Annotated in this window: 23 protein-coding genes and 1 pseudogene; 17 read left to right on the top strand and 7 right to left on the bottom strand. The window is 50.1% G+C overall.

The window, feature by feature from the left end; genetic code table 11:
• A partial coding sequence (gene trpS / locus JU82_RS02650) for a tryptophan--tRNA ligase (protein WP_037946176.1) occupies window positions 1-533 on the bottom strand: 533 nt, incomplete at its 3' end.
• Window positions 534-639: 106 nt separating this feature from the next.
• On the opposite strand from trpS, the gene raiA reads away from it, so the two are divergent.
• The 3 genes from raiA to hemJ are packed head-to-tail and all read left to right on the top strand — an operon-like array spanning window position 640 to window position 1,915.
• A complete protein-coding gene (gene raiA / locus JU82_RS02645; RefSeq protein ID WP_037946174.1) occupies window positions 640-975 on the top strand; it encodes a ribosome-associated translation inhibitor RaiA in 336 nt (111 codons plus the stop codon).
• A gap of 4 nt (window positions 976-979) precedes the next feature.
• Window positions 980-1,411 carry a thioredoxin TrxC gene (trxC, locus tag JU82_RS02640; protein ID WP_294892029.1) on the top strand — a complete coding sequence of 144 codons (432 nt, stop codon included), beginning with the start codon at window positions 980-982 and terminating at the stop codon, window positions 1,409-1,411.
• A 60-nt stretch (window positions 1,412-1,471) separates the two neighbouring features.
• Window positions 1,472-1,915 (top strand): protoporphyrinogen oxidase HemJ, encoded by a 444-nt coding sequence (gene hemJ / locus JU82_RS02635; protein WP_037946172.1) that lies wholly within the window; start codon window positions 1,472-1,474, stop codon window positions 1,913-1,915.
• 24 nt (window positions 1,916-1,939) lie between these two features.
• Here hemJ and der read toward each other — a convergent pair whose 3' ends face one another.
• Window positions 1,940-3,436, bottom strand: a complete 1,497-nt coding sequence (der, locus tag JU82_RS02630) for a ribosome biogenesis GTPase Der (protein WP_037946171.1) — start codon at window positions 3,434-3,436, stop codon at window positions 1,940-1,942.
• Window positions 3,437-3,500: 64 nt separating this feature from the next.
• On the opposite strand from der, the gene JU82_RS02625 reads away from it, so the two are divergent.
• The 9 genes and pseudogenes from JU82_RS02625 (at window position 3,501) to JU82_RS02590 (ending at window position 9,054) form a co-directional block, all read left to right on the top strand.
• The gene (locus JU82_RS02625; RefSeq protein ID WP_037946180.1) at window positions 3,501-3,956 is read left to right on the top strand and encodes a phosphoribosyltransferase family protein; all 456 of its coding nucleotides are present in this window, start codon (window positions 3,501-3,503) and stop codon (window positions 3,954-3,956) included.
• A 45-nt stretch (window positions 3,957-4,001) separates the two neighbouring features.
• Window positions 4,002-5,159 carry a methionine adenosyltransferase gene (metK, locus tag JU82_RS02620; protein WP_037946170.1) on the top strand — a complete coding sequence of 386 codons (1,158 nt, stop codon included), beginning with the start codon at window positions 4,002-4,004 and terminating at the stop codon, window positions 5,157-5,159.
• Window positions 5,160-5,272: 113 nt separating this feature from the next.
• Window positions 5,273-5,557, top strand: a complete 285-nt coding sequence (locus JU82_RS02615; protein ID WP_037946169.1) for a 4Fe-4S dicluster domain-containing protein — start codon at window positions 5,273-5,275, stop codon at window positions 5,555-5,557.
• 129 nt (window positions 5,558-5,686) lie between these two features.
• Window positions 5,687-6,100 (top strand): nucleoside-diphosphate kinase, encoded by a 414-nt coding sequence (gene ndk, locus JU82_RS02610; RefSeq protein WP_037946168.1) that lies wholly within the window; start codon window positions 5,687-5,689, stop codon window positions 6,098-6,100.
• A 90-nt stretch (window positions 6,101-6,190) separates the two neighbouring features.
• A complete protein-coding gene (locus JU82_RS02605; protein WP_294892028.1) occupies window positions 6,191-6,475 on the top strand; it encodes a hypothetical protein in 285 nt (94 codons plus the stop codon).
• 47 nt (window positions 6,476-6,522) lie between these two features.
• Window positions 6,523-6,672 (top strand): 50S ribosomal protein L32, encoded by a 150-nt coding sequence (gene rpmF / locus JU82_RS11600; protein WP_294892027.1) that lies wholly within the window; start codon window positions 6,523-6,525, stop codon window positions 6,670-6,672.
• A 3-nt stretch (window positions 6,673-6,675) separates the two neighbouring features.
• A complete protein-coding gene (plsX, locus tag JU82_RS02600; protein ID WP_037946164.1) occupies window positions 6,676-7,665 on the top strand; it encodes a phosphate acyltransferase PlsX in 990 nt (329 codons plus the stop codon).
• A 25-nt stretch (window positions 7,666-7,690) separates the two neighbouring features.
• Window positions 7,691-8,639 (top strand): annotated as a pseudogene (locus JU82_RS02595) (beta-ketoacyl-ACP synthase III).
• Window positions 8,640-8,682: 43 nt separating this feature from the next.
• Window positions 8,683-9,054, top strand: coding sequence for an HIT family protein (locus tag JU82_RS02590; protein ID WP_037946163.1), 372 nt, complete (start codon window positions 8,683-8,685; stop codon window positions 9,052-9,054).
• On the opposite strand, the gene JU82_RS02585 is transcribed toward JU82_RS02590, so the two are convergent.
• Window positions 9,051-10,670 carry a DEAD/DEAH box helicase gene (locus JU82_RS02585; protein ID WP_294892026.1) on the bottom strand — a complete coding sequence of 540 codons (1,620 nt, stop codon included), beginning with the start codon at window positions 10,668-10,670 and terminating at the stop codon, window positions 9,051-9,053. The genes JU82_RS02590 and JU82_RS02585 overlap by 4 nt on opposite strands.
• A gap of 382 nt (window positions 10,671-11,052) precedes the next feature.
• On the opposite strand from JU82_RS02585, the gene JU82_RS02580 reads away from it, so the two are divergent.
• The gene (locus tag JU82_RS02580; protein ID WP_037946162.1) at window positions 11,053-11,256 is read left to right on the top strand and encodes a hypothetical protein; all 204 of its coding nucleotides are present in this window, start codon (window positions 11,053-11,055) and stop codon (window positions 11,254-11,256) included.
• A gap of 17 nt (window positions 11,257-11,273) precedes the next feature.
• Here the strand turns inward: JU82_RS02580 and JU82_RS02575 are convergent, their stop codons facing one another.
• The 3 genes from JU82_RS02575 to hemB all read right to left on the bottom strand — a co-directional run bounded on the left by JU82_RS02575 (window position 11,274) and on the right by hemB (window position 14,490).
• The gene (locus JU82_RS02575) at window positions 11,274-12,464 is read right to left on the bottom strand and encodes a multiheme c-type cytochrome (protein ID WP_037946161.1); all 1,191 of its coding nucleotides are present in this window, start codon (window positions 12,462-12,464) and stop codon (window positions 11,274-11,276) included.
• Between the two features lie 10 nt (window positions 12,465-12,474).
• Window positions 12,475-13,395 (bottom strand): ornithine carbamoyltransferase, encoded by a 921-nt coding sequence (gene argF / locus JU82_RS02570; protein WP_037946160.1) that lies wholly within the window; start codon window positions 13,393-13,395, stop codon window positions 12,475-12,477.
• A gap of 129 nt (window positions 13,396-13,524) precedes the next feature.
• On the bottom strand, window positions 13,525-14,490 hold the full coding sequence (gene hemB / locus JU82_RS02565; protein ID WP_037946159.1) for a porphobilinogen synthase: 966 nt from the start codon (window positions 14,488-14,490) through the stop codon (window positions 13,525-13,527).
• Window positions 14,491-14,567: 77 nt separating this feature from the next.
• On the opposite strand from hemB, the gene ribA reads away from it, so the two are divergent.
• From ribA to JU82_RS02545, 4 genes are read left to right on the top strand one after another with little or no spacing between them, the layout of a single operon-like run.
• The gene (gene ribA / locus JU82_RS02560) at window positions 14,568-15,155 is read left to right on the top strand and encodes a GTP cyclohydrolase II (protein ID WP_037946158.1); all 588 of its coding nucleotides are present in this window, start codon (window positions 14,568-14,570) and stop codon (window positions 15,153-15,155) included.
• Window positions 15,152-15,730 (top strand): 16S rRNA (guanine(527)-N(7))-methyltransferase RsmG, encoded by a 579-nt coding sequence (gene rsmG / locus JU82_RS02555; protein ID WP_037946157.1) that lies wholly within the window; start codon window positions 15,152-15,154, stop codon window positions 15,728-15,730. Before ribA ends, rsmG begins: the two co-directional genes overlap by 4 nt.
• A 2-nt stretch (window positions 15,731-15,732) precedes the next feature.
• Window positions 15,733-15,939: a PP0621 family protein gene (locus tag JU82_RS02550; protein ID WP_037946156.1), complete on the top strand. Its 207-nt coding sequence runs from the start codon at window positions 15,733-15,735 to the stop codon at window positions 15,937-15,939.
• A 1-nt stretch (window position 15,940) separates the two neighbouring features.
• Window positions 15,941-16,333 (top strand): hypothetical protein, encoded by a 393-nt coding sequence (locus JU82_RS02545; protein WP_037946155.1) that lies wholly within the window; start codon window positions 15,941-15,943, stop codon window positions 16,331-16,333.
• Window positions 16,334-16,339: 6 nt separating this feature from the next.
• Here JU82_RS02545 and JU82_RS02540 read toward each other — a convergent pair.
• A partial coding sequence (locus tag JU82_RS02540; RefSeq protein ID WP_037946153.1) for an alanine racemase occupies window positions 16,340-17,228 on the bottom strand: 889 nt, incomplete at its 5' end.

The following is a 17,228-nucleotide window of genomic DNA, read 5'->3' as shown; positions in this document are numbered from 1 at the left end:
TTCTCATCGACGCGGAATTCGGGCAGGGTGAAAATATCGCCGTACTGGTTGTTGAACTTCAGCGCAATATCCCGCGCAATCTCGACGTGCTGAATCTGGTCTTTCCCTACGGGAACTACCTGCGAACCGAACAGCAAAATATCCGCCGCCATCAATACGGGATAGGAAAAGAGGCTGTGGTTGGACGCGATCCCTTTGGCCACTTTGTCCTTGTAGCTGTGAGCCCGTTCGAGCAGCCCCATAGGGGTGAAACTTGAGAGAACCCAATAGAGTTCGAGCACCTCTTTGACATCCGATTGCACCCAGAACGTGCTCTTTTGCGGGTCCATCCCCAGCGCGAGAAAATCCGTCGCAGCCTGCATCGTAAGCGTGGAGAGGCGTTCTCCGTCACTAAGACTTGTCATCGCATGATAATTGGCGATAAAGGCAAATACGTCCTGATCGTTTTGCGAATCGATCATCGCTTTGATCGAACCGAAATAGTTTCCGATGTGCAGATCACCGGAAGGTTGAATACCTGTTAAAACACGCACGATATAACTCCTTGAATAGGAGCTATTTTACCGCACGCCGCCTTAAGCTTCGTCTTAAGATAATCTATGTTATATTTTTTTCCAGTTCACCAAAAAAGGATTCATTATGAACGTCCAAATCCGCTCCAAAGAGATCAAACTCACCCAACATTTAAACGATCATATTGCTGCCGCCATTGATAATTTTAAACGCTATCATCTCGATATTACGACCGTCAACGTCATGATTACCAAAGAGAAAAACGGTGTCGGGGTCGAATTTGACATCCATGTCGCCCACTCTCAGCCGGTCGTTATTTCCGATACCGACGAAGACCTCGACACCGCCATCGATTTGGCAATCGAGCGTGCTAACAAAGCGCTGCGCCGTTTGCATGACAAAGTCAAAGATCACCATACCTCATCCATCCGCGATATGGAAGTCGTCGAAGAAGCAGAATGAAGCCATGAAAAAAATCAATGTCGTCTGCCCCCATTGCGGTGGAATCAACGCCATACCGGTAAAAGAGAGTTATCTCAAAGCCGCATGCGGACATTGCAAGGGTTCTTTGCTCGACACCAAACCGCTTTCCATCGCGGCGGAGGCATTTGATCGGCTGATGGTAAACGATGAGCGCTTGATTATCGCCGATTTCTGGGCGCCGTGGTGCGGACCGTGTCGCTCTATGGCGCCCGCGTTCGAAGAAGCCGCCCGCGCATTTGCGCTCAAAGCCCAGTTCGTCAAAATCAATACCGAAGAGCAGCAAGCACTGGCCGGACGCTTCGCCATCCGCTCCATTCCGACCGTCATCGCCTTCAAAAACAACCGCCAGATCGATCAGTTCAGCGGAGCGCTGCCGGCTTCCGAAATCCTTAAATGGGTTCGGCGTCATCTTTAGCGTCGTCTCCCGTTAACCATTTTCAGCTATCCTTCCTCACTTTTTTATCAGGAAAAACAGATGTACAACTGGATTTTATGGTTTCATATCATTTCGATGGTTTCATGGTTCGCGGTTCTCTTCTATCTTCCGCGGCTGTTTGTTTACCACGTTGAAAACGGTACCAACCACGGATTTATCGAAGTCGTTGAAGTGATGGAGATGAAGATTTACAAATACATCGGGGTTCCGGCATTCTGGGCGACGCTGTTCTCGGGCATTGCGCTGATTGCGATGTCGACAAGCCAGTACGGAGTCAATGTATTCGGGATGGGAGGATGGATGCACGCCAAAATGACGCTTGTCGTGGTTTTGATCGCTTATTTCTTCTCACTGGGGCGTATGCGCCTCCGTCTCAAAGAGAATACCGCCTATAAAAGCGGCAAATTTTTTCGGATGTACAATGAAGTCCCGACGATCCTGCTGATGCTCATCGTCGCCTTGGTTATCGTCAAACCGTTTTAACCTGCAGAAGCGCGTTTTGCGCTTCTACCACAACGCCCTTTTCTTGTGCGGCTGCGGCCGTCGATTGCCGTTTTTGCTTTTTGCTTTGAACAGTACCGGCGTCCCTTCGAAATCAAACAACTCTCTGAATTGATTTGTCAAATAACGACGGTAGCTGAAATGCAGCCCCTGCGGTTTGTTCATGACAAGCGCGATACGCGGCGGGCGAATATCGTATTGTGTTCCGTAGTACAAACGGATCGTATGCCCGTTGATGCTAGGAATCGGATGCTTGCGCTGCGCCATCGCCAATATCTCATTGATTCGCGATGTCGGAATGCGTTGCGAATAGTTGTCGTTGATCTTGAGCAGCATCTCGAAAATCTTGTGTACCCGCTGTTTCGTCAGTGCCGAAATGGTGATGATCGGGGCATAGCTGAGAAATTTGAAGCGATCGCGTACTTCCTGAATGATCTTGTCGTAATCCTCTCTCGGAGCCAGATCCCATTTGTTCAGAACGATCAGACATGCCAGACGGTTTTTGTCGATAAATCCGGCAATCTTTTCGTCCAGATCCTTGAACGGCTCGGATGCATCAAGGACCAACAACGCGATATCCGCCGCTTCGAGCATCTCTTCGGTCCGCATCAGCGCGTATTTTTCGATCCCCAGAATTTTTCCCCGTTTGCGGATACCGGCCGTATCGATAAAGGTGATCGTTTTGCCTTCGTACTCCATAACTTCATCGATCGGATCGATCGTCGTACCCGCTACCGAACTGACCACGGAGCGGTCTTCTTTCAAAAGGGCGTTGAGAAGCGAGCTTTTTCCGACATTGACGCGTCCGATGATCGCCACTTTCATTTGATTCAGTACCGATTCGTCGATTTCCCGCATCGGTTCGTCGATCACGAACTCTTCATTCTCGTCTTCTTCGTCCTCCTCGCCCTCGCCGAATTCGTCTTCGTCAAATTCTTCTTCATCTTCAAACCCGTCGACAAAGGCATCGAACGCATCCATTTCGTCCGGTTGCGCTTCGGGTACGATAATGTCCGTATCGGGAAGCTGTGCGGCTACCCAGGTCAAAAGAGCGTTGACATGACGGTTATGGGCGACAGAGATGCCGAAAATGCGGTCGGTTCCGAATTCAAAATATTCCCACAGTTTTTCGTGCATTTTGTCGTTGTCGATTTTGTTGACGACGAGCGCAATCGCTTTTCCCATCGCTTCAAGCTCGTAAAAGAGTTTTTTGTCCTCTTCTTCAGGAAGGCTTTTGCCGTCTACCATAAAAAGGATGATGTCGGCTTCATGCGCTGCTTTGAGCGACTTTTCCTTGATCTTGTCGAAAAGTTCGCATCCTTCGTCCAATCCTCCGGTATCCAGGATCTCAACCTCTTTGTCCAAAACGACGGCTATCCGTTTTTTGACGTCACGGGTCGTTCCGGCCATTTCGGAAGTGATGGCGTCACGCTGTTTGAGAAGCCGGTTGAAGAGCGAGCTTTTGCCGACATTCGGACGGCCGATAATGGCTAATTTTTTCAAATTGAACCCTTTAAAAATAAGTTTTTTATTATAGCGAAGATGCCCTTATGTTATGATTGTGGTTATGATCTATTATAAATACAACGATTTTAAAGCCGATATCCCGAAGCTGCGAGAACAATGCGAGCCTTTTAACGCCGACACGATTATCGCCGTTGCACGGGGGGGGATGACTCTCGCTCATGCTTTGAGCGAAGCGTTGCACATCCGCAACGTCCAAAGCATACGGGTAGAGAGTTACGACGATGAACACCAGCGTGAAGAGATCGCCATCCGCGGTTCCTGCGACCTTAGCGTTTCGAAACGGGTTTTGATCGTCGACGACATCGTTGACAGCGGCAGAACCCTCACGACGCTGATACCGCTGCTCAAAAAAGACCACCCGGACATCGAGTTTCGAAGCGCCGCGCTTTTTACCAAATCGACTGCTTTGCTCCAACCCGATTATTCGCTGCACGAAGCCGCCGAATGGATCGATTTTTTCTGGGGGCGGGATTTTTTAAAACCTGATTTGTTATAATCGCGCCCACCTACCCCCTCTTAATTTTGAACAAGGACATACTTTATGCCTAAAGAATATATTTTTACCTCCGAATCGGTCACCGAGGGGCATCCGGACAAGATGGCCGATCAGATCAGCGACGCGATCCTCGATTACATTATCGCTGAAGATCCAAAAGCGCGCGTCGCCTGTGAAACGCTCGTTTCCAACGGCTTTTGCGTTATCGCCGGAGAATTAAAAACCACCGCATACGCACCGATGCAGGAGATCGCCCGTCAGGTCGTCCGTGAAATCGGCTACACTGACGCCACCTACGGCTTCGACTACCGTTCGGCGGCCGTACTCAACGGTATCGGAGAGCAATCCCCCGACATCAATCAGGGAGTGGATCAAAAAAGCGGCGAAATCGGTGCCGGGGATCAGGGGCTTATGTTCGGTTACGCCTGCCGCGAAACCGACGTCCTGATGCCGCTGCCGATTTATTTGGCGCACCGCATCACAGAACGTCTTGCCACGGTACGCAAAGAGGGAATTCTCCCTTACCTACGGCCTGACGGCAAAGCACAGGTCAGCGTCCGCTACGTTGACGACAAACCGGTTGCGGTCGAAACGGTCGTCGTCTCGACGCAGCATGCCCCTGAAATCTCGCAGGACAAACTTCACGCCGACGTCATTTCCGAGGTGATCCGCCACGTGATCCCCGAAGAACTGATCAGCCCGAATATCGTCTACCACATCAATCCGACGGGCAAATTCGTCATCGGCGGGCCGCAGGGGGATGCAGGTTTGACGGGACGGAAAATCATCGTCGACACCTACGGCGGCAGCTGCCCGCACGGCGGCGGCGCATTCAGCGGAAAAGACCCGACCAAAGTCGACCGTTCGGCCGCCTACGCGGCGCGTTACGTCGCCAAGAACCTCGTCGCCTCCGGCGCGTGCGATCGTGCGACGATTCAAGTCGCCTACGCTATCGGCGTTGTCAAACCAATCTCCATCATGGTCAACACCCACGGTACCGCCGTCGTTTCCGAAGAGAAAATCGAAAGCTGCGTCAAAGAGCTGTTTGATCTGACTCCGCGCGGCATTATCGAATCGCTCGACCTTTTGCGGCCGATCTACCGTCAGAGTGCCGCATACGGCCATTTTGGACGCGAACTCCCCGATTTTACATGGGAAAAAACCGACAAGGTGAATGAGATCAAAACCTATCTGGGGCTTTAAAACCGCTTCCGTAACACTCACTGCTTCAAACCTTTTTAAACCCTCCTTTTTTTAGGTGGGTTTAAAATTCTTCTGTTATAGTTACCGCATATTTATCAACCAAGGAGAACCCTATGGCAGTAGTCATTAATGATACCTGTATTAACTGCGGCGCTTGCATCGACGAGTGTCCGGTAGAAGCGATCGTAGACGAGGACGATAACCCAACGGGCGAAGACATCTACTACGTATACGCTGACAAATGTGTCGAGTGTGTAGGTCACCACGACGAACCCGCATGTGCGACTGCCTGTCCAACTGAAGGTTGTATCACTTGGGATGAGATCGGTGCAAGCCCTGCTCACCGCGACGATGTTACTGCCGACATGCGTGCCAACAAAGCAAACGTCATCAACTAATGTGACGAAGGGGAAGGTTTTGCACCTTCCCCTTCCCCTCTTTATTCTTTTTCTTCATCTTTAATCTTACTTAAATTATTGTTTCGCTATAATCCCGTTCTATTTTTTACACATAAAACAGGAGCATTGATGGAACAAACGTTGTCAATCATCAAGCCTGATGCCGTCGCAAAAGGTGTCATCGGTAAAATTTTGGACCGCTTTGAAAGCAACGGTCTTCGCATTGCGGCCACTAAAAAAGTACAATTGAGCCGCCAGGACGCAGAAGCGTTCTATGCCGTTCATAAAGCTCGCCCTTTCTTCAACGACCTTGTTGATTTTATGGTAAGCGGTCCGGTTGTTATCTCGGTTCTCGAAGGAGAAAACGCGGTTCTTAAAAACCGTGATCTGATGGGTGCAACGAATCCTAAAGAAGCGGCAGCGGGTACAATCCGTGCTGATTTCGCCGAAAACATCGATGCCAATGCCGTACACGGCAGTGACTCGCTTGAAAATGCGGCTATTGAAATCGCGTTTTTCTTTTCAGGGCGCGAAATTTCGTAAATCATGCTGATACCGTTCAGACGCCTTAGCACGCTGCCTCTTGATTTTGAGCTAAATCGTGACAATGCCCGTTTTTCAGGCGAAATATTCTTGAAAAAGAGCAATCTCGCTCAATTAAACGGTACAATTACAGGGAGTATTTCGATCCCTTGTGACAAATGTGCCGAACCGATTGAGAAACCTCTGAACGAAGAGGTAAGCTTTTACATATCAGACGGCATTTACCAAGGCGCCGAAGAAGTGTTGGACGTTGTCGAGATTGACACATCAACAATCGACATGAACGAACTTTTCAGCTCGGAAATCGAACTGATCCGCAGCGACTATTTTTGCTGTGATAACTGTGAAGGCAAAGCGTTAGACGCTGAGTTCTAACGCCCCTTCGATTGAATACACTAAAATCCAAATAGAAAGGACTAACGATGGCAGTACCTAAAAGAAGAGTGAGTCACACTCGCGCCGCAAAACGCAGAACTCACTATAAAATTTCTCTTGCACGTCCGGTAAAAGACAAAGACGGCACCTACAAATTGCCTCACTATGTCAACCCGACAACCGGTGAGTATAAATAATCGATGATTAAGATTGCTATTGATGCAATGGGAGGGGACTTCGGTCCCGAACCGATTGTCAAAGGGACCCTTGAAGCACTCAAGGAAAAAAAGTTCGAACCGATTCTGGTTGGGAAAAAAGATGAGATTTTATCTTTATTACCCAAGGGCTATAAAGATAAAATTTTAATCGTTGAAGCGGATGATGTCATCGACATGAGCGATGCGGCAACCGATGCGCTGAAACGAAAAGAAAGTTCGATCTACAAAGCGATCGAACTGGTTCGCGAAGGAAAAGCCGACGGCGTCGTCAGCGCCGGGCACAGCGGTGCGACGATGTCTCTAGCAACGCTTCGTCTCGGGCGGCTAAAACACGTGTTACGACCGGCTCTGGTAACCTTGATGCCGACGAAAACAGGTCAGCGCAGCATTATGCTCGATGTCGGCGCGAACGTCGACTGCAAAGCCGAACACCTTTTCCAATTCGGAATCATGGGCTATTATTACGCTAAAGATATGCTCAAAATCGATCATCCCCGCGTCGGTCTTCTTGCCAACGGTGAAGAGAGTTCCAAAGGGAATGAAGTAACCAAAGAAACCTTCGGAATGCTTCAGGCAGAAAAAGGATTTATCGGAAATGTTGAAGGAAACAACATTTTTGACGGGTCATGCGATGTCATCGTCTGCGACGGTTTTATCGGGAATCTTGTGCTCAAAGCCTCCGAAGGGGTAGCCTCGACCATCAGCTATTTTATCAAGGAATACATCCGCAAGTCGCCGGTTGCGATTACGGGTGCCTTGCTGATGCGCAAAGTGTTCAGACTTCTCAAAAAAGAGATCGACTATGCCGAAATCGGCGGAGCACCGCTGATCGGTATTAAAGGATGCGCCATTGTCAGCCATGGCAAAAGCAATCCCAAAGCGATCAAAAACGCTATTTTCCAAGCGATCCGTTACGTCAATACCGGCGTGAACGAACACATCGAAAAACGGCTTGAAGAGCTGAAAAGCTAACTTCGAACCTCTCAAAGGCCAATACATGTATGCAGCATTTCGATCGATCGGAGCTTATGTCCCTTCCAAAATCCTGACCAACGCCGATTTGGAAACGATGGTCGATACCACCGATGAGTGGATCACCAAACGTACCGGCATCAAAGAGCGCCACATCGCGGCCGAGAACGAAACCACCAGCGATATGGGAGTCAAAGCGGCAGAACTTGCAATCGCGCGTGCCGGAATCGACAAAAGCCAAATCGATATGCTCGTATGCGCCACGATCTCGCCCGATTATTTCTGCATGCCCTCTACGGCGACCATCATAGCAACCAAGCTCGGGCTCGGAAAAATTACGGCGTTTGACATCTCTGCTGCCTGTACCGGATTCGTTTATGCTCATCGTCGGAGCGGAGCGTCTGAGCACCATTACCGATTATACGGACCGCGGAACGTGCATCCTTTTCGGAGACGGTGCGGGTGCGGCCCTTATCAGCGCAACAAATGATAAAAACGAAGCGATTATCGATATCCACACGGGTGCCGACGGCGCGTATGCCGACTTGCTGATGACCCCCAACGGAGGAAGCGGATCGGCACACGACGAACTTGACCGCGAAGCCGCAGGATGCTTCATGAAGATGAAAGGGAACGAGACGTTCAAAGTAGCGGTTCGCACCCTCACCAGCGACGTCGTCGAGATTCTGGAACAAAACAATATTCCTTCATCGGCTATCCAGCATTTCGTCCCCCACCAGGCCAATTACCGGATCATCAAAGCGGTCGGCGATGCTCTTGAACTCAAAGACGAGCAAGTCGTTCTCACCGTCGCAAAATACGGTAATACGTCCGGCGCATCGATCCCTATGGCCATCAATGACATCTACGAGTCAGGACGCCTGCAGCAAGGCGAGCTCATGCTTCTGGATGCTTTCGGAGGCGGTTTGACATGGGGAAGCGCACTCCTTCCGTTCGCAGGTAAAGGGAAATAAAGCCCCTTTTGCTACAATAGACGACTTTTTTTAAAGGTCGTACATGCTGTATTCGAATCCTCTTATTACCATCGAGCTCCACGAGAGCGAAATCCCCTGGCTTAAAATCTTTACGCAAACCCCCCATAAAGAGTTCTCCGAGTGTTCACGCGACGAAAAGGAGATGATCTGGGAGTGTCTGGATATCATCGAAAAAGCGATGCTGGCCTATTTTAAACCCGACAAAATCAATATCGCTTCTTTCGGAAACATGCTGCCGCGCGTGCATTGGCATATCATGGCGCGCTTTCGCGAGGACAGCTATTTTCCCGAACCGATCTGGGGAGCTAGACAACGGGAAGGATTTGGATTGTCGGCTCCGATGGAGCCGTTTTTGGAAGAGTTGAAACGGGAATTGCATTCCCGCCTCGATTAATATTTTGGTTTTTGTGAACGGTTACCGCCGCTGAAGCTGCGTGAACGTTCGCCACGATCGCTCCCGCCGCGCTCTCCGCCGCCGCTGTTGCGGTCGTTATTGCCGCGATAACCGCCGCCGCTTCTCTCTCCGCCGCTGTTACGGTCGTTGTTACCGCGATAGCCGCCTCCGCCGCTTCGGTTGCGGTTGAAGCCGCCGGTACGGCGATTTCCGCCGCGGTCATGACGGTTTTCAAGATTATGAAGAATTTTTTCCAAACGCTCTGCCGCGATACCGATTTGGTTCGGTCCTTGAACCTGGTTGCGTTCCATCAGAAGCGAAACAAGTTTATACGCGATCTGCTCTTGATCGTAATCTTGTTTCAGTGCATCCAATACTTTATGCGCTTCGTCATAAACATGCTGTTTTTCGATTTCGGCCAGCAATCGGCTTACTTGTGCTTCTTTGACATCGCGTTTGCTTGGAATATACGCGTGTTCCATCGTTGTTCCCACTTTAGAACGGATACGCTGAAGCTCTTTGAATTCCAACGGAGTTACGAGAGTGATCGCTACCCCTTTTTTACCCGCACGCCCGGTACGTCCGATACGGTGAACGTAGCTTTCCGCATCAAAGGGAATATGGTAGTTGAATACGTGCGTGACACCGTCGATGTGCAATCCGCGCGCCGCAACGTCCGTTGCGATCAATACATCGACCGCATCGGTTTTAAGCCCTTTGATAACACTCTCGCGCTGGCGTTGTTCCATATCGCCGTGCAACCCTTTGGCCGAATAACCGACCGCAGAAAGAACGTTCGACAAACGATCGACTTCTTTTTTCGTACGGCAGAAAACAACCGTTTTTTGCGCATCTTCCGCATCCATCAAACGGATGATCGCATCATCGCGTTCTGATTCTTCAATCACGTAATATTGCTGCGTAATATCCGTATTGGTCGTCTCTGATTTGGTGATCGACGCGAAGAACGGATTGACCAGAATCCGCTCAGCCAGTTGCTTGATCGGTGCAGGCATCGTTGCCGAGAACAAAAGCGTTTGGCGTTCTGTCGGAAGAAACGTGAAAATTTCGTTGATGTCATCCAAAAAGCCCATGTCGAGCATTTCGTCCGCTTCATCCAAAATAACGGTTGACGGGGCAAAACCGCGAAGCATGTCACGACTGAGCATATCCAGCAAACGTCCCGGAGTAGCGATGATGACTTGCGCGCCGCGCTCGATCAAATCCATTTGACGGTTGTACGAACTACCGCCGTAGATGGTCACGGTACGGACACCAAGGTGCTTGCCGTATTTGAAAATCTCGTCGCTTACCTGATTGGCCAGTTCGCGTGTCGGAGTAATGATGAGGGTTTCGATTCCCCCTTTGAGATTCATTTTATTCAGCGTCGGAAGACCGAACGCCGCTGTTTTACCCGTACCGGTGTGGGCTTGCCCTACGACGTCGCGACCTTCCATAATAACGGGGATAACCATCGTTTGGATCGGGCTTGGAGTTTTGAATCCTGCATAATTGATGCTTTGCATGATCTCTTTTCTAAGACCGAAATCCTCAAACGTTGGAAGATTTTCCGTTGCAGTCTCTGCTGCTTCTGTGACTGTGATTGTGTTACTCATTGTAAACCCTTTTGTGTTACGCCACCCCGGCAAAAAAAGGAACCCGTTTTTCGTAATCCGAAAATATTTCCTAAAAAGCCCATGTTGCTACGCGAGCCGCTGTGACGCTGTGTATTGTCTCGACCGAGACGATAAATTTTCAGAGATCAAATCTCTACCATGGAAGGTACCTTAGAAAAACTTCACCGTGTGAAGGTTTGCGAAGGTACCCAAAAATTTTGTCGAATTGTACCCGTTTGGAACATAATCTCTGCTGACGAACCCACTTTAGTAAAAGTTAAAGTTAACCTTTCGTTTCAAATCGTTTAGTTTTTGTCTGATTTTTTTAATCTTTTGAAACTATACTTCCAAAAACATAGACACATACCAAGGAGTTTTACCGATGTTCACCATCAAAGTAGAAAAAGAATGCGGCTGTTTCAAACGAAGCGGAATGGAAAGCAGTAAAACATTTTCCAATAAAGACGATGCCATGATCGAAGCCCGTGAATGGGCTGCCGAAATGAATGAAACATTCTGCCGAAAACACAATTTTTCTGTTGTCGAAGAGGGTAATGACCTGATCATCACCGTTGAGATGAACTAAAGGGGCCGGTTGCCCCGTTAGAGCTTCACGCTCACCTTCTTAATCACCATTTTCTTCGACCAGATCGGATCTTTTAGATCCAGCAACCCTCGAACCTCATCATTCACCAAACGATACGAGACGCGGATCAGTGCCTGATCCGCTCCGGCTTTCAAACCGAATGAAAGCGTCTTGGAACCGTGCGCCGATACAAAACCTTGCTCTGCCGTCGTTGCCGCTAAATGAGCTATCGTCGGTTTCCCGCGCTTACTGAGAAAACGTGAGGTCAGCGAACGGCTCTGGGCCGCAACCGTTTTACCGTTTTTCAGATAGACGACTTCCACCAGAATCTCCCGCGAACCGAAACCGCTGGGAAGTGCATGCGGCTGAGGATTGTTCAATATCACGTCCAAACGTTGCGGAGCTCTTGTTGCCGTTACGCTCAAGGCATCCTTCCACATCCCCTCGGTATGCGCACCGATAAATCCGTGTGAACGGATCAGCCGTTTGTGCGGCTTGCCGTTCACGTCACGAAGCGTTGCGGCAACCCCCTCTTTACGCGGCCCCATGTGACAGTCGACACACTGTTTTCCGCCGTTTTTAAACTCCGATTGCATGCCGGTAAAACGGTGCCCCTCTTCGGAAGTATCATTGGCATGGCACACAAAGCAGAGCTGATTGGGATCGGTGTCCATAAAATCGCGCCGTTCCACTCGGTGATACGGTGATTTCGCATCGGCGTACGGTCCGCTCATCACGCCCGGTTTCATCCAGCTTACCCGGTGGATTCCCCGTTTGCTGTCGGGAAGGTTGTCGTGGATTGTATCGATGTTGTGGCAGACGACACAGTTGATCCCCTCGGCAATCATGTCGCTTTGAAGAGCTTGAGTAACGGCGGAATGTTTATCGAGCTTTAACGCCGCGATTGCTTCGTATTCGGCATCGGTGGAAGTGACGGAGATACGGGGATTATGGCAGGCGGCGCACTCAATCTTGATCGTATTGAGCGATTTTCCGCTGCTTTTGCGGGCAACGTAGTCGATCGTTTTTTGAAAATATTCATCATTGGCATAATGGGATTTGGCGTGCCAGGAGTTTTCCCACTCTTTCACGATATGGCTATGGCATGCTTTGCATTTGCCGGAGTCTTTGAATTTCTCGCCCACGGCAACGACCTGGGCACCTTGAAGACTCAAGACCGCAACAGCTACTGAAAGCAACCAGCGCATATATCCCCCTTTAGCGATGTTTATCGAGCCAAACCATCAACCCTTTTTGCGCATGAAGACGGTTTTCCGCCTCTTCGAAAATCAGACTTTGCTCCCCGTCCAGTACGGCTTCGCTTACTTCAACGCCGCGATACGCCGGAAGACAATGCAAGAAGATCGCTTCTTTGTGCGCCAATCCCATCAGCGTCTCATCGACGATGTATCCTTCAAAGGCACGCAGGCGCTGCGCTTTTTCTTCTTCCTGTCCCATGGAGATCCAGGTATCGGTCGTCACGACGGTTGCTCCGGCAACCGCTTCTTTCGGATCGTTGGTGATGGTGATCTTCGCCCCGCTGACTTTGGCAAACTCCATCGCATCGGCAACAACGGCAGGATCGCATTCGTATCCCTTCGGCGTCGCGACACGCAGTTCGAATCCGAGTTTACTGGCAAGCATCAGCCACGAATGGGTCATGTTATTTCCGTCCCCAACATAGGCGGCGACCGGATTTTTGTCTTTGCCGCACTCCATCATCGTCATGTAGTCCGCCAATAGCTGCACCGGATGGTAGCTGTCGCTGAGACCGTTAATGACCGGAACTTTGGAATATCGGGAAAACTCTTCAAGCTTGCTTTGTTCATAAGTGCGGATCATGACCATGTCACACATCGAAGAGATAACGCGGGCGGTGTCTTTAACCGGTTCGCCGCGGCCCAGATGAATATCGCGGTTGGAAAGAAACAGTGCGTGACCGCCGAGCTGATACATCCCTACTTCGAAACTGACGCGTGTCCGCGTGGAACTCTTCTCAAAGATCATGGCCAGCGTCTGATTGGCCAAACGTGGCGTGAACGTTTTGGCTTTGACCTCTTTTTTGATCTCCAATCCCAGTTCCAGAATTTCCAGGATCTCTTCTTTGGTGTAATCTTTTAACGTTAAAAAATGTCTCACGTGTTTCCTTCGATACAAAAAACAATCATATCATAAATAAAATACATTAACAATTCTGCCTCAGCTGAGGCAGGCTAGTGCCACAGCGGCCAGCGTAGCCTAAGGAATTTCATTCCTTTAGCGTTCATATCAAGAGAGAAGTTGTGCCACTTCTTTAGCGTGATAGCTGATGATAATATCCGCACCTGCGCGCTTAAAGCCTACCATCGTTTCCATCATGACGCGGTTATAATCGATCAGCCCCGCATTTCCGGCATGCTTGAGCATCGCGTACTCTCCGCTGACGTTGTAAACGGCAAGCGGCAGTGCAGAGGCTTCACGGATATCACGGATGATATCAAGATACGCGAGAGCCGGTTTGACCATCAGGATATCGGCACCCTGCGTTTCATCCGCAAGGCTCTCGCGCAAGGCTTCGCGGCGGTTGGCAGGGTCCATCTGGTAGGTCGAGCGGTCCCCGAAGCTGGGAGTCGATTCGGCAACGTCGCGGAAAGGCCCGTAATAGCCGCTGGCGAATTTGGTCGAATAGCTCATAATCGGCAAATTTTCATATCCGCCGCCGTCCAGCGCATCGCGCAGTGTCGTGATAATCCCGTCCATCATCCCCGAAGGGGCGATCATGTCGGCACCTGCGCGGGCGTGAACAAGAGCCTGTTGCCCCGATATCTCCAACGTACGGTCGTTATCCACCGTCTCGTGGACGTGATCGAGGATACCGCAGTGACCGTGGTCGGTGTATTCGCAAAAACACAGGTCGGTAACGACAAACATTTTCGGGTACGCTTTTTTGATCGCGCGAATAGCCGTCGCAATGATCCCGTGATCGCACAGTGCATCGCTGCCGACCGAATCTTTCACTTCGGGGATGCCGAACAAAATAATCGAATAGATACCCAGCGACTGCAAAAGTTCGCACTCTTTCAAAATCTCATCCAGCGACATCTGGTAGACACCCGGCATCGAAGAGACTTCGGTTTTGATCCCCTCCCCCGGTCTGACAAACAAAGGATAAATAAAGTCATCGACTCTCACGTGGGTTTCGCGGACCAAAGACCGCAGTTGCGTATTAAGCCGTGTACGACGAAAGCGCTCCATAAAAAATGCTCCATTCAAAATCTAAGTGGATAAGTGTATCGATACTTAGATTAAGAAAAGGAAATTATAATTGCCTCATGAGTACGCAACCATTATTCGAAAAATCATCTATCGCGAATTTACCCAGCAAATACGGCCACTTTAAAATCCGTGTCTATAAAGAGGGAATTCAAGAACACCTTGCCATTTTTACCGATGGCTTTGAAACACAGGAAGCTCCGCTGGTGCGGATCCACTCGGAGTGTCTGACCGGCGATACGCTGGGCAGCATCAAATGCGATTGCAACAATCAGCTGCACAAGGCGCTGAAACTCATCGCCGCTCAGGGTGGGCTGGTCATCTACCATCGCCAGGAAGGGCGCAACATCGGGTTGTTGAACAAAGTCAACGCCTACTGCCTCCAGGATCAGGGGCGCAACACGATCGAAGCGAACGTCGAACTAGGATTCAAACCCGACCAACGAACCTATGACGTTGTACGTGAAATTTTTCACGATTTCGGCCTGAAAAAAATCCGCTTACTTACCAATAACCCGGCCAAAGTATCGGTCGTTGAAAACCTCGATGTCACCATTGTCGAGAGAATCCCGATCATCATTGATCCGAACCCGCACAACGAAGGATATCTCAAAGTTAAAAAAGAACAGATGGGGCATATCATTTGAGCCGTTTACGCAACCTGATTACCAAAGCCGCCATTCCGGTACACGAATCGTTTTTTGAACAAATCGAGCAGTACAAAGCGCTGTTGGCCAAATGGAACAAAATCCATAACCTCACGGGGGCCAAAACACCTGAACAGATTGACGATTTCATCGTCGACGCCCTCTTTCCGATCACGTTTCTCCCCCCGCTGAAAAATGCGATGGATATCGGAACCGGAGCCGGTTTTCCGGGAATGATTCTGGCCATCGCGATGCCGCAAACCCGATTTACCCTTGTCGAACCGCTTGCCAAGCGGGCCAGTTTTTTACAGTTCGTCAAAGCCGACTTGGGATTGGAAAATGTCGACGTTAAAGCGCTCCGCGCCGAACAGCTCGAAAGCGCACCGTACGATCTTGTCACCTCCCGCGCCGTGACCGACACGGGAATGCTTTTGAAACTCTCCGAACCGTTTTGCGTTCCCGGAACGCTGTTGCTCTTTTACAAAGGGGAAAGAGTGTATGATGAAGTCGATGAAACGCTTGATTATAAAATCATCGAAGCGGAAAACCGCCATTACCTGTTGATAAAGAGATAGCCATGTTGAAATTATTGCTTTTAGTCGGTGCGTTGGTTGCCGTCTATTTTATTTTTTTCAAGAAAAAAAGTTTGACGCCCCCTTCTGCGGACAAAACGCAGGATGAAGCGATGATTCCATGTGCGAAATGCGATACCTATGTCCAAGTCAAAGAAGCATTCATGCGCGACGGCAAATACTACTGCTCGCGTGAATGCATGGAGGAATAATATGATCCTGTTCGGCCATCCGTATGTCCCTTCGGAGCGGTTCTACCATATAGAGTCCGTCGAAGCGGTTCGCCACACGCCGGCCAATTCGGTTCTCGCCTTATTTTTCAGCCCCGAAAATCTCGACATTATCCGCTATTTGCGGGAAAATTCGATTCGTTTCGCCCTGTTTATCGAGACACCCGTCGATGCGGTTATCGCCGAAAATCTCCGGGCCTCTTATCTCATCGTCAACCCAAAAAACGGTTCAGCCGTTCAGAGCGTCGCCGAACATTATCTTTTTGATGCGAAGGTCTTGGGATACACGGACGATACGGACGACCTCGAAGATCTTATCGAGATGCGTCTTGACGGGGTGATTTTCCCCGAGGCGATTATCAAAGTAACAACCTGATTCGGCCTATCGCCATTCCCGCTTCAGCCCTTTGTCCAGACACGCCAGAATCTCGTAGCCGATGGTTCCCACAACCTGCGCGTAGTCATTGGCATTGTCAAAAATAAGCAGTTCTTCAACATCACTGGCGAATACGGCATTATCCATCGAGATACGCCCTCTCAGGGCTATCCCGTGTGGCGTTGAATAACGGTTGGACGCCAGGCGGTCAAGACCGTTGGCATACCCCAGATCGTACGTTGATACGACCTCATCCTCCGGCGCTTCATAAATACCGTTGTAGCCGATCCGTTCCCCTTTTTTGAGGATTCGCGTCGCAATTTTATTGCCCCACAGCGACAGTACCGGTTTGAACGGAGGCGTTATCAATCCTTTCGGCATTTCCAGACAGCCGTACAAAGCGATCCCGACGCGTACCATATCATCCGTGCATTCGGAGGATCGAAACGTTCCTGCCGAATTGGAGAGGTGAAAGCGGAGTTTCCACCCCTTCGAAGCGGCCAATGCCGAAGCGCGCGCTTTGAGCGAATCGAACGTTCTGCGTTGCCAGAACCATTCGCTGCTGAGTGCGTCGGCACTGCGAAGATGGCTCATGATTCCGATGCACACCAATCCCTGTGCCGCCATCCTCTCAAACGCCTCTTCCAGCTCGGAAGGTGCGATGCCGTTACGGTGCATCCCCGTATCGACTTTCAACTCGACCCGCGCTCCGCTCATACATTTTTCGATCTCTTCAAGCGTATTGATCGTGTAGCTGAGTTTCGGATTCAGATGGCTGGGCCGGTCCCCAAGGATCAGGATGTTTTCGAAAAAATCAATGATTTCGAGTGCTTCATGTTCACTGCAGACCACTGCCTGCTTCACCCCGTATTCGGCGCATGCCTGTGCAATCAGA

Origin of the sequence: Sulfuricurvum sp. MLSB (assembly GCF_000747095.1) — a bacterium.
In the GTDB taxonomy this organism is placed as follows: Bacteria; Campylobacterota; Campylobacteria; order Campylobacterales; family Sulfurimonadaceae; genus Sulfuricurvum.
The sequence above is the reverse complement of the archived record's forward strand: the minus strand, read 5'-3'. Positions and strand labels throughout refer to the sequence as shown.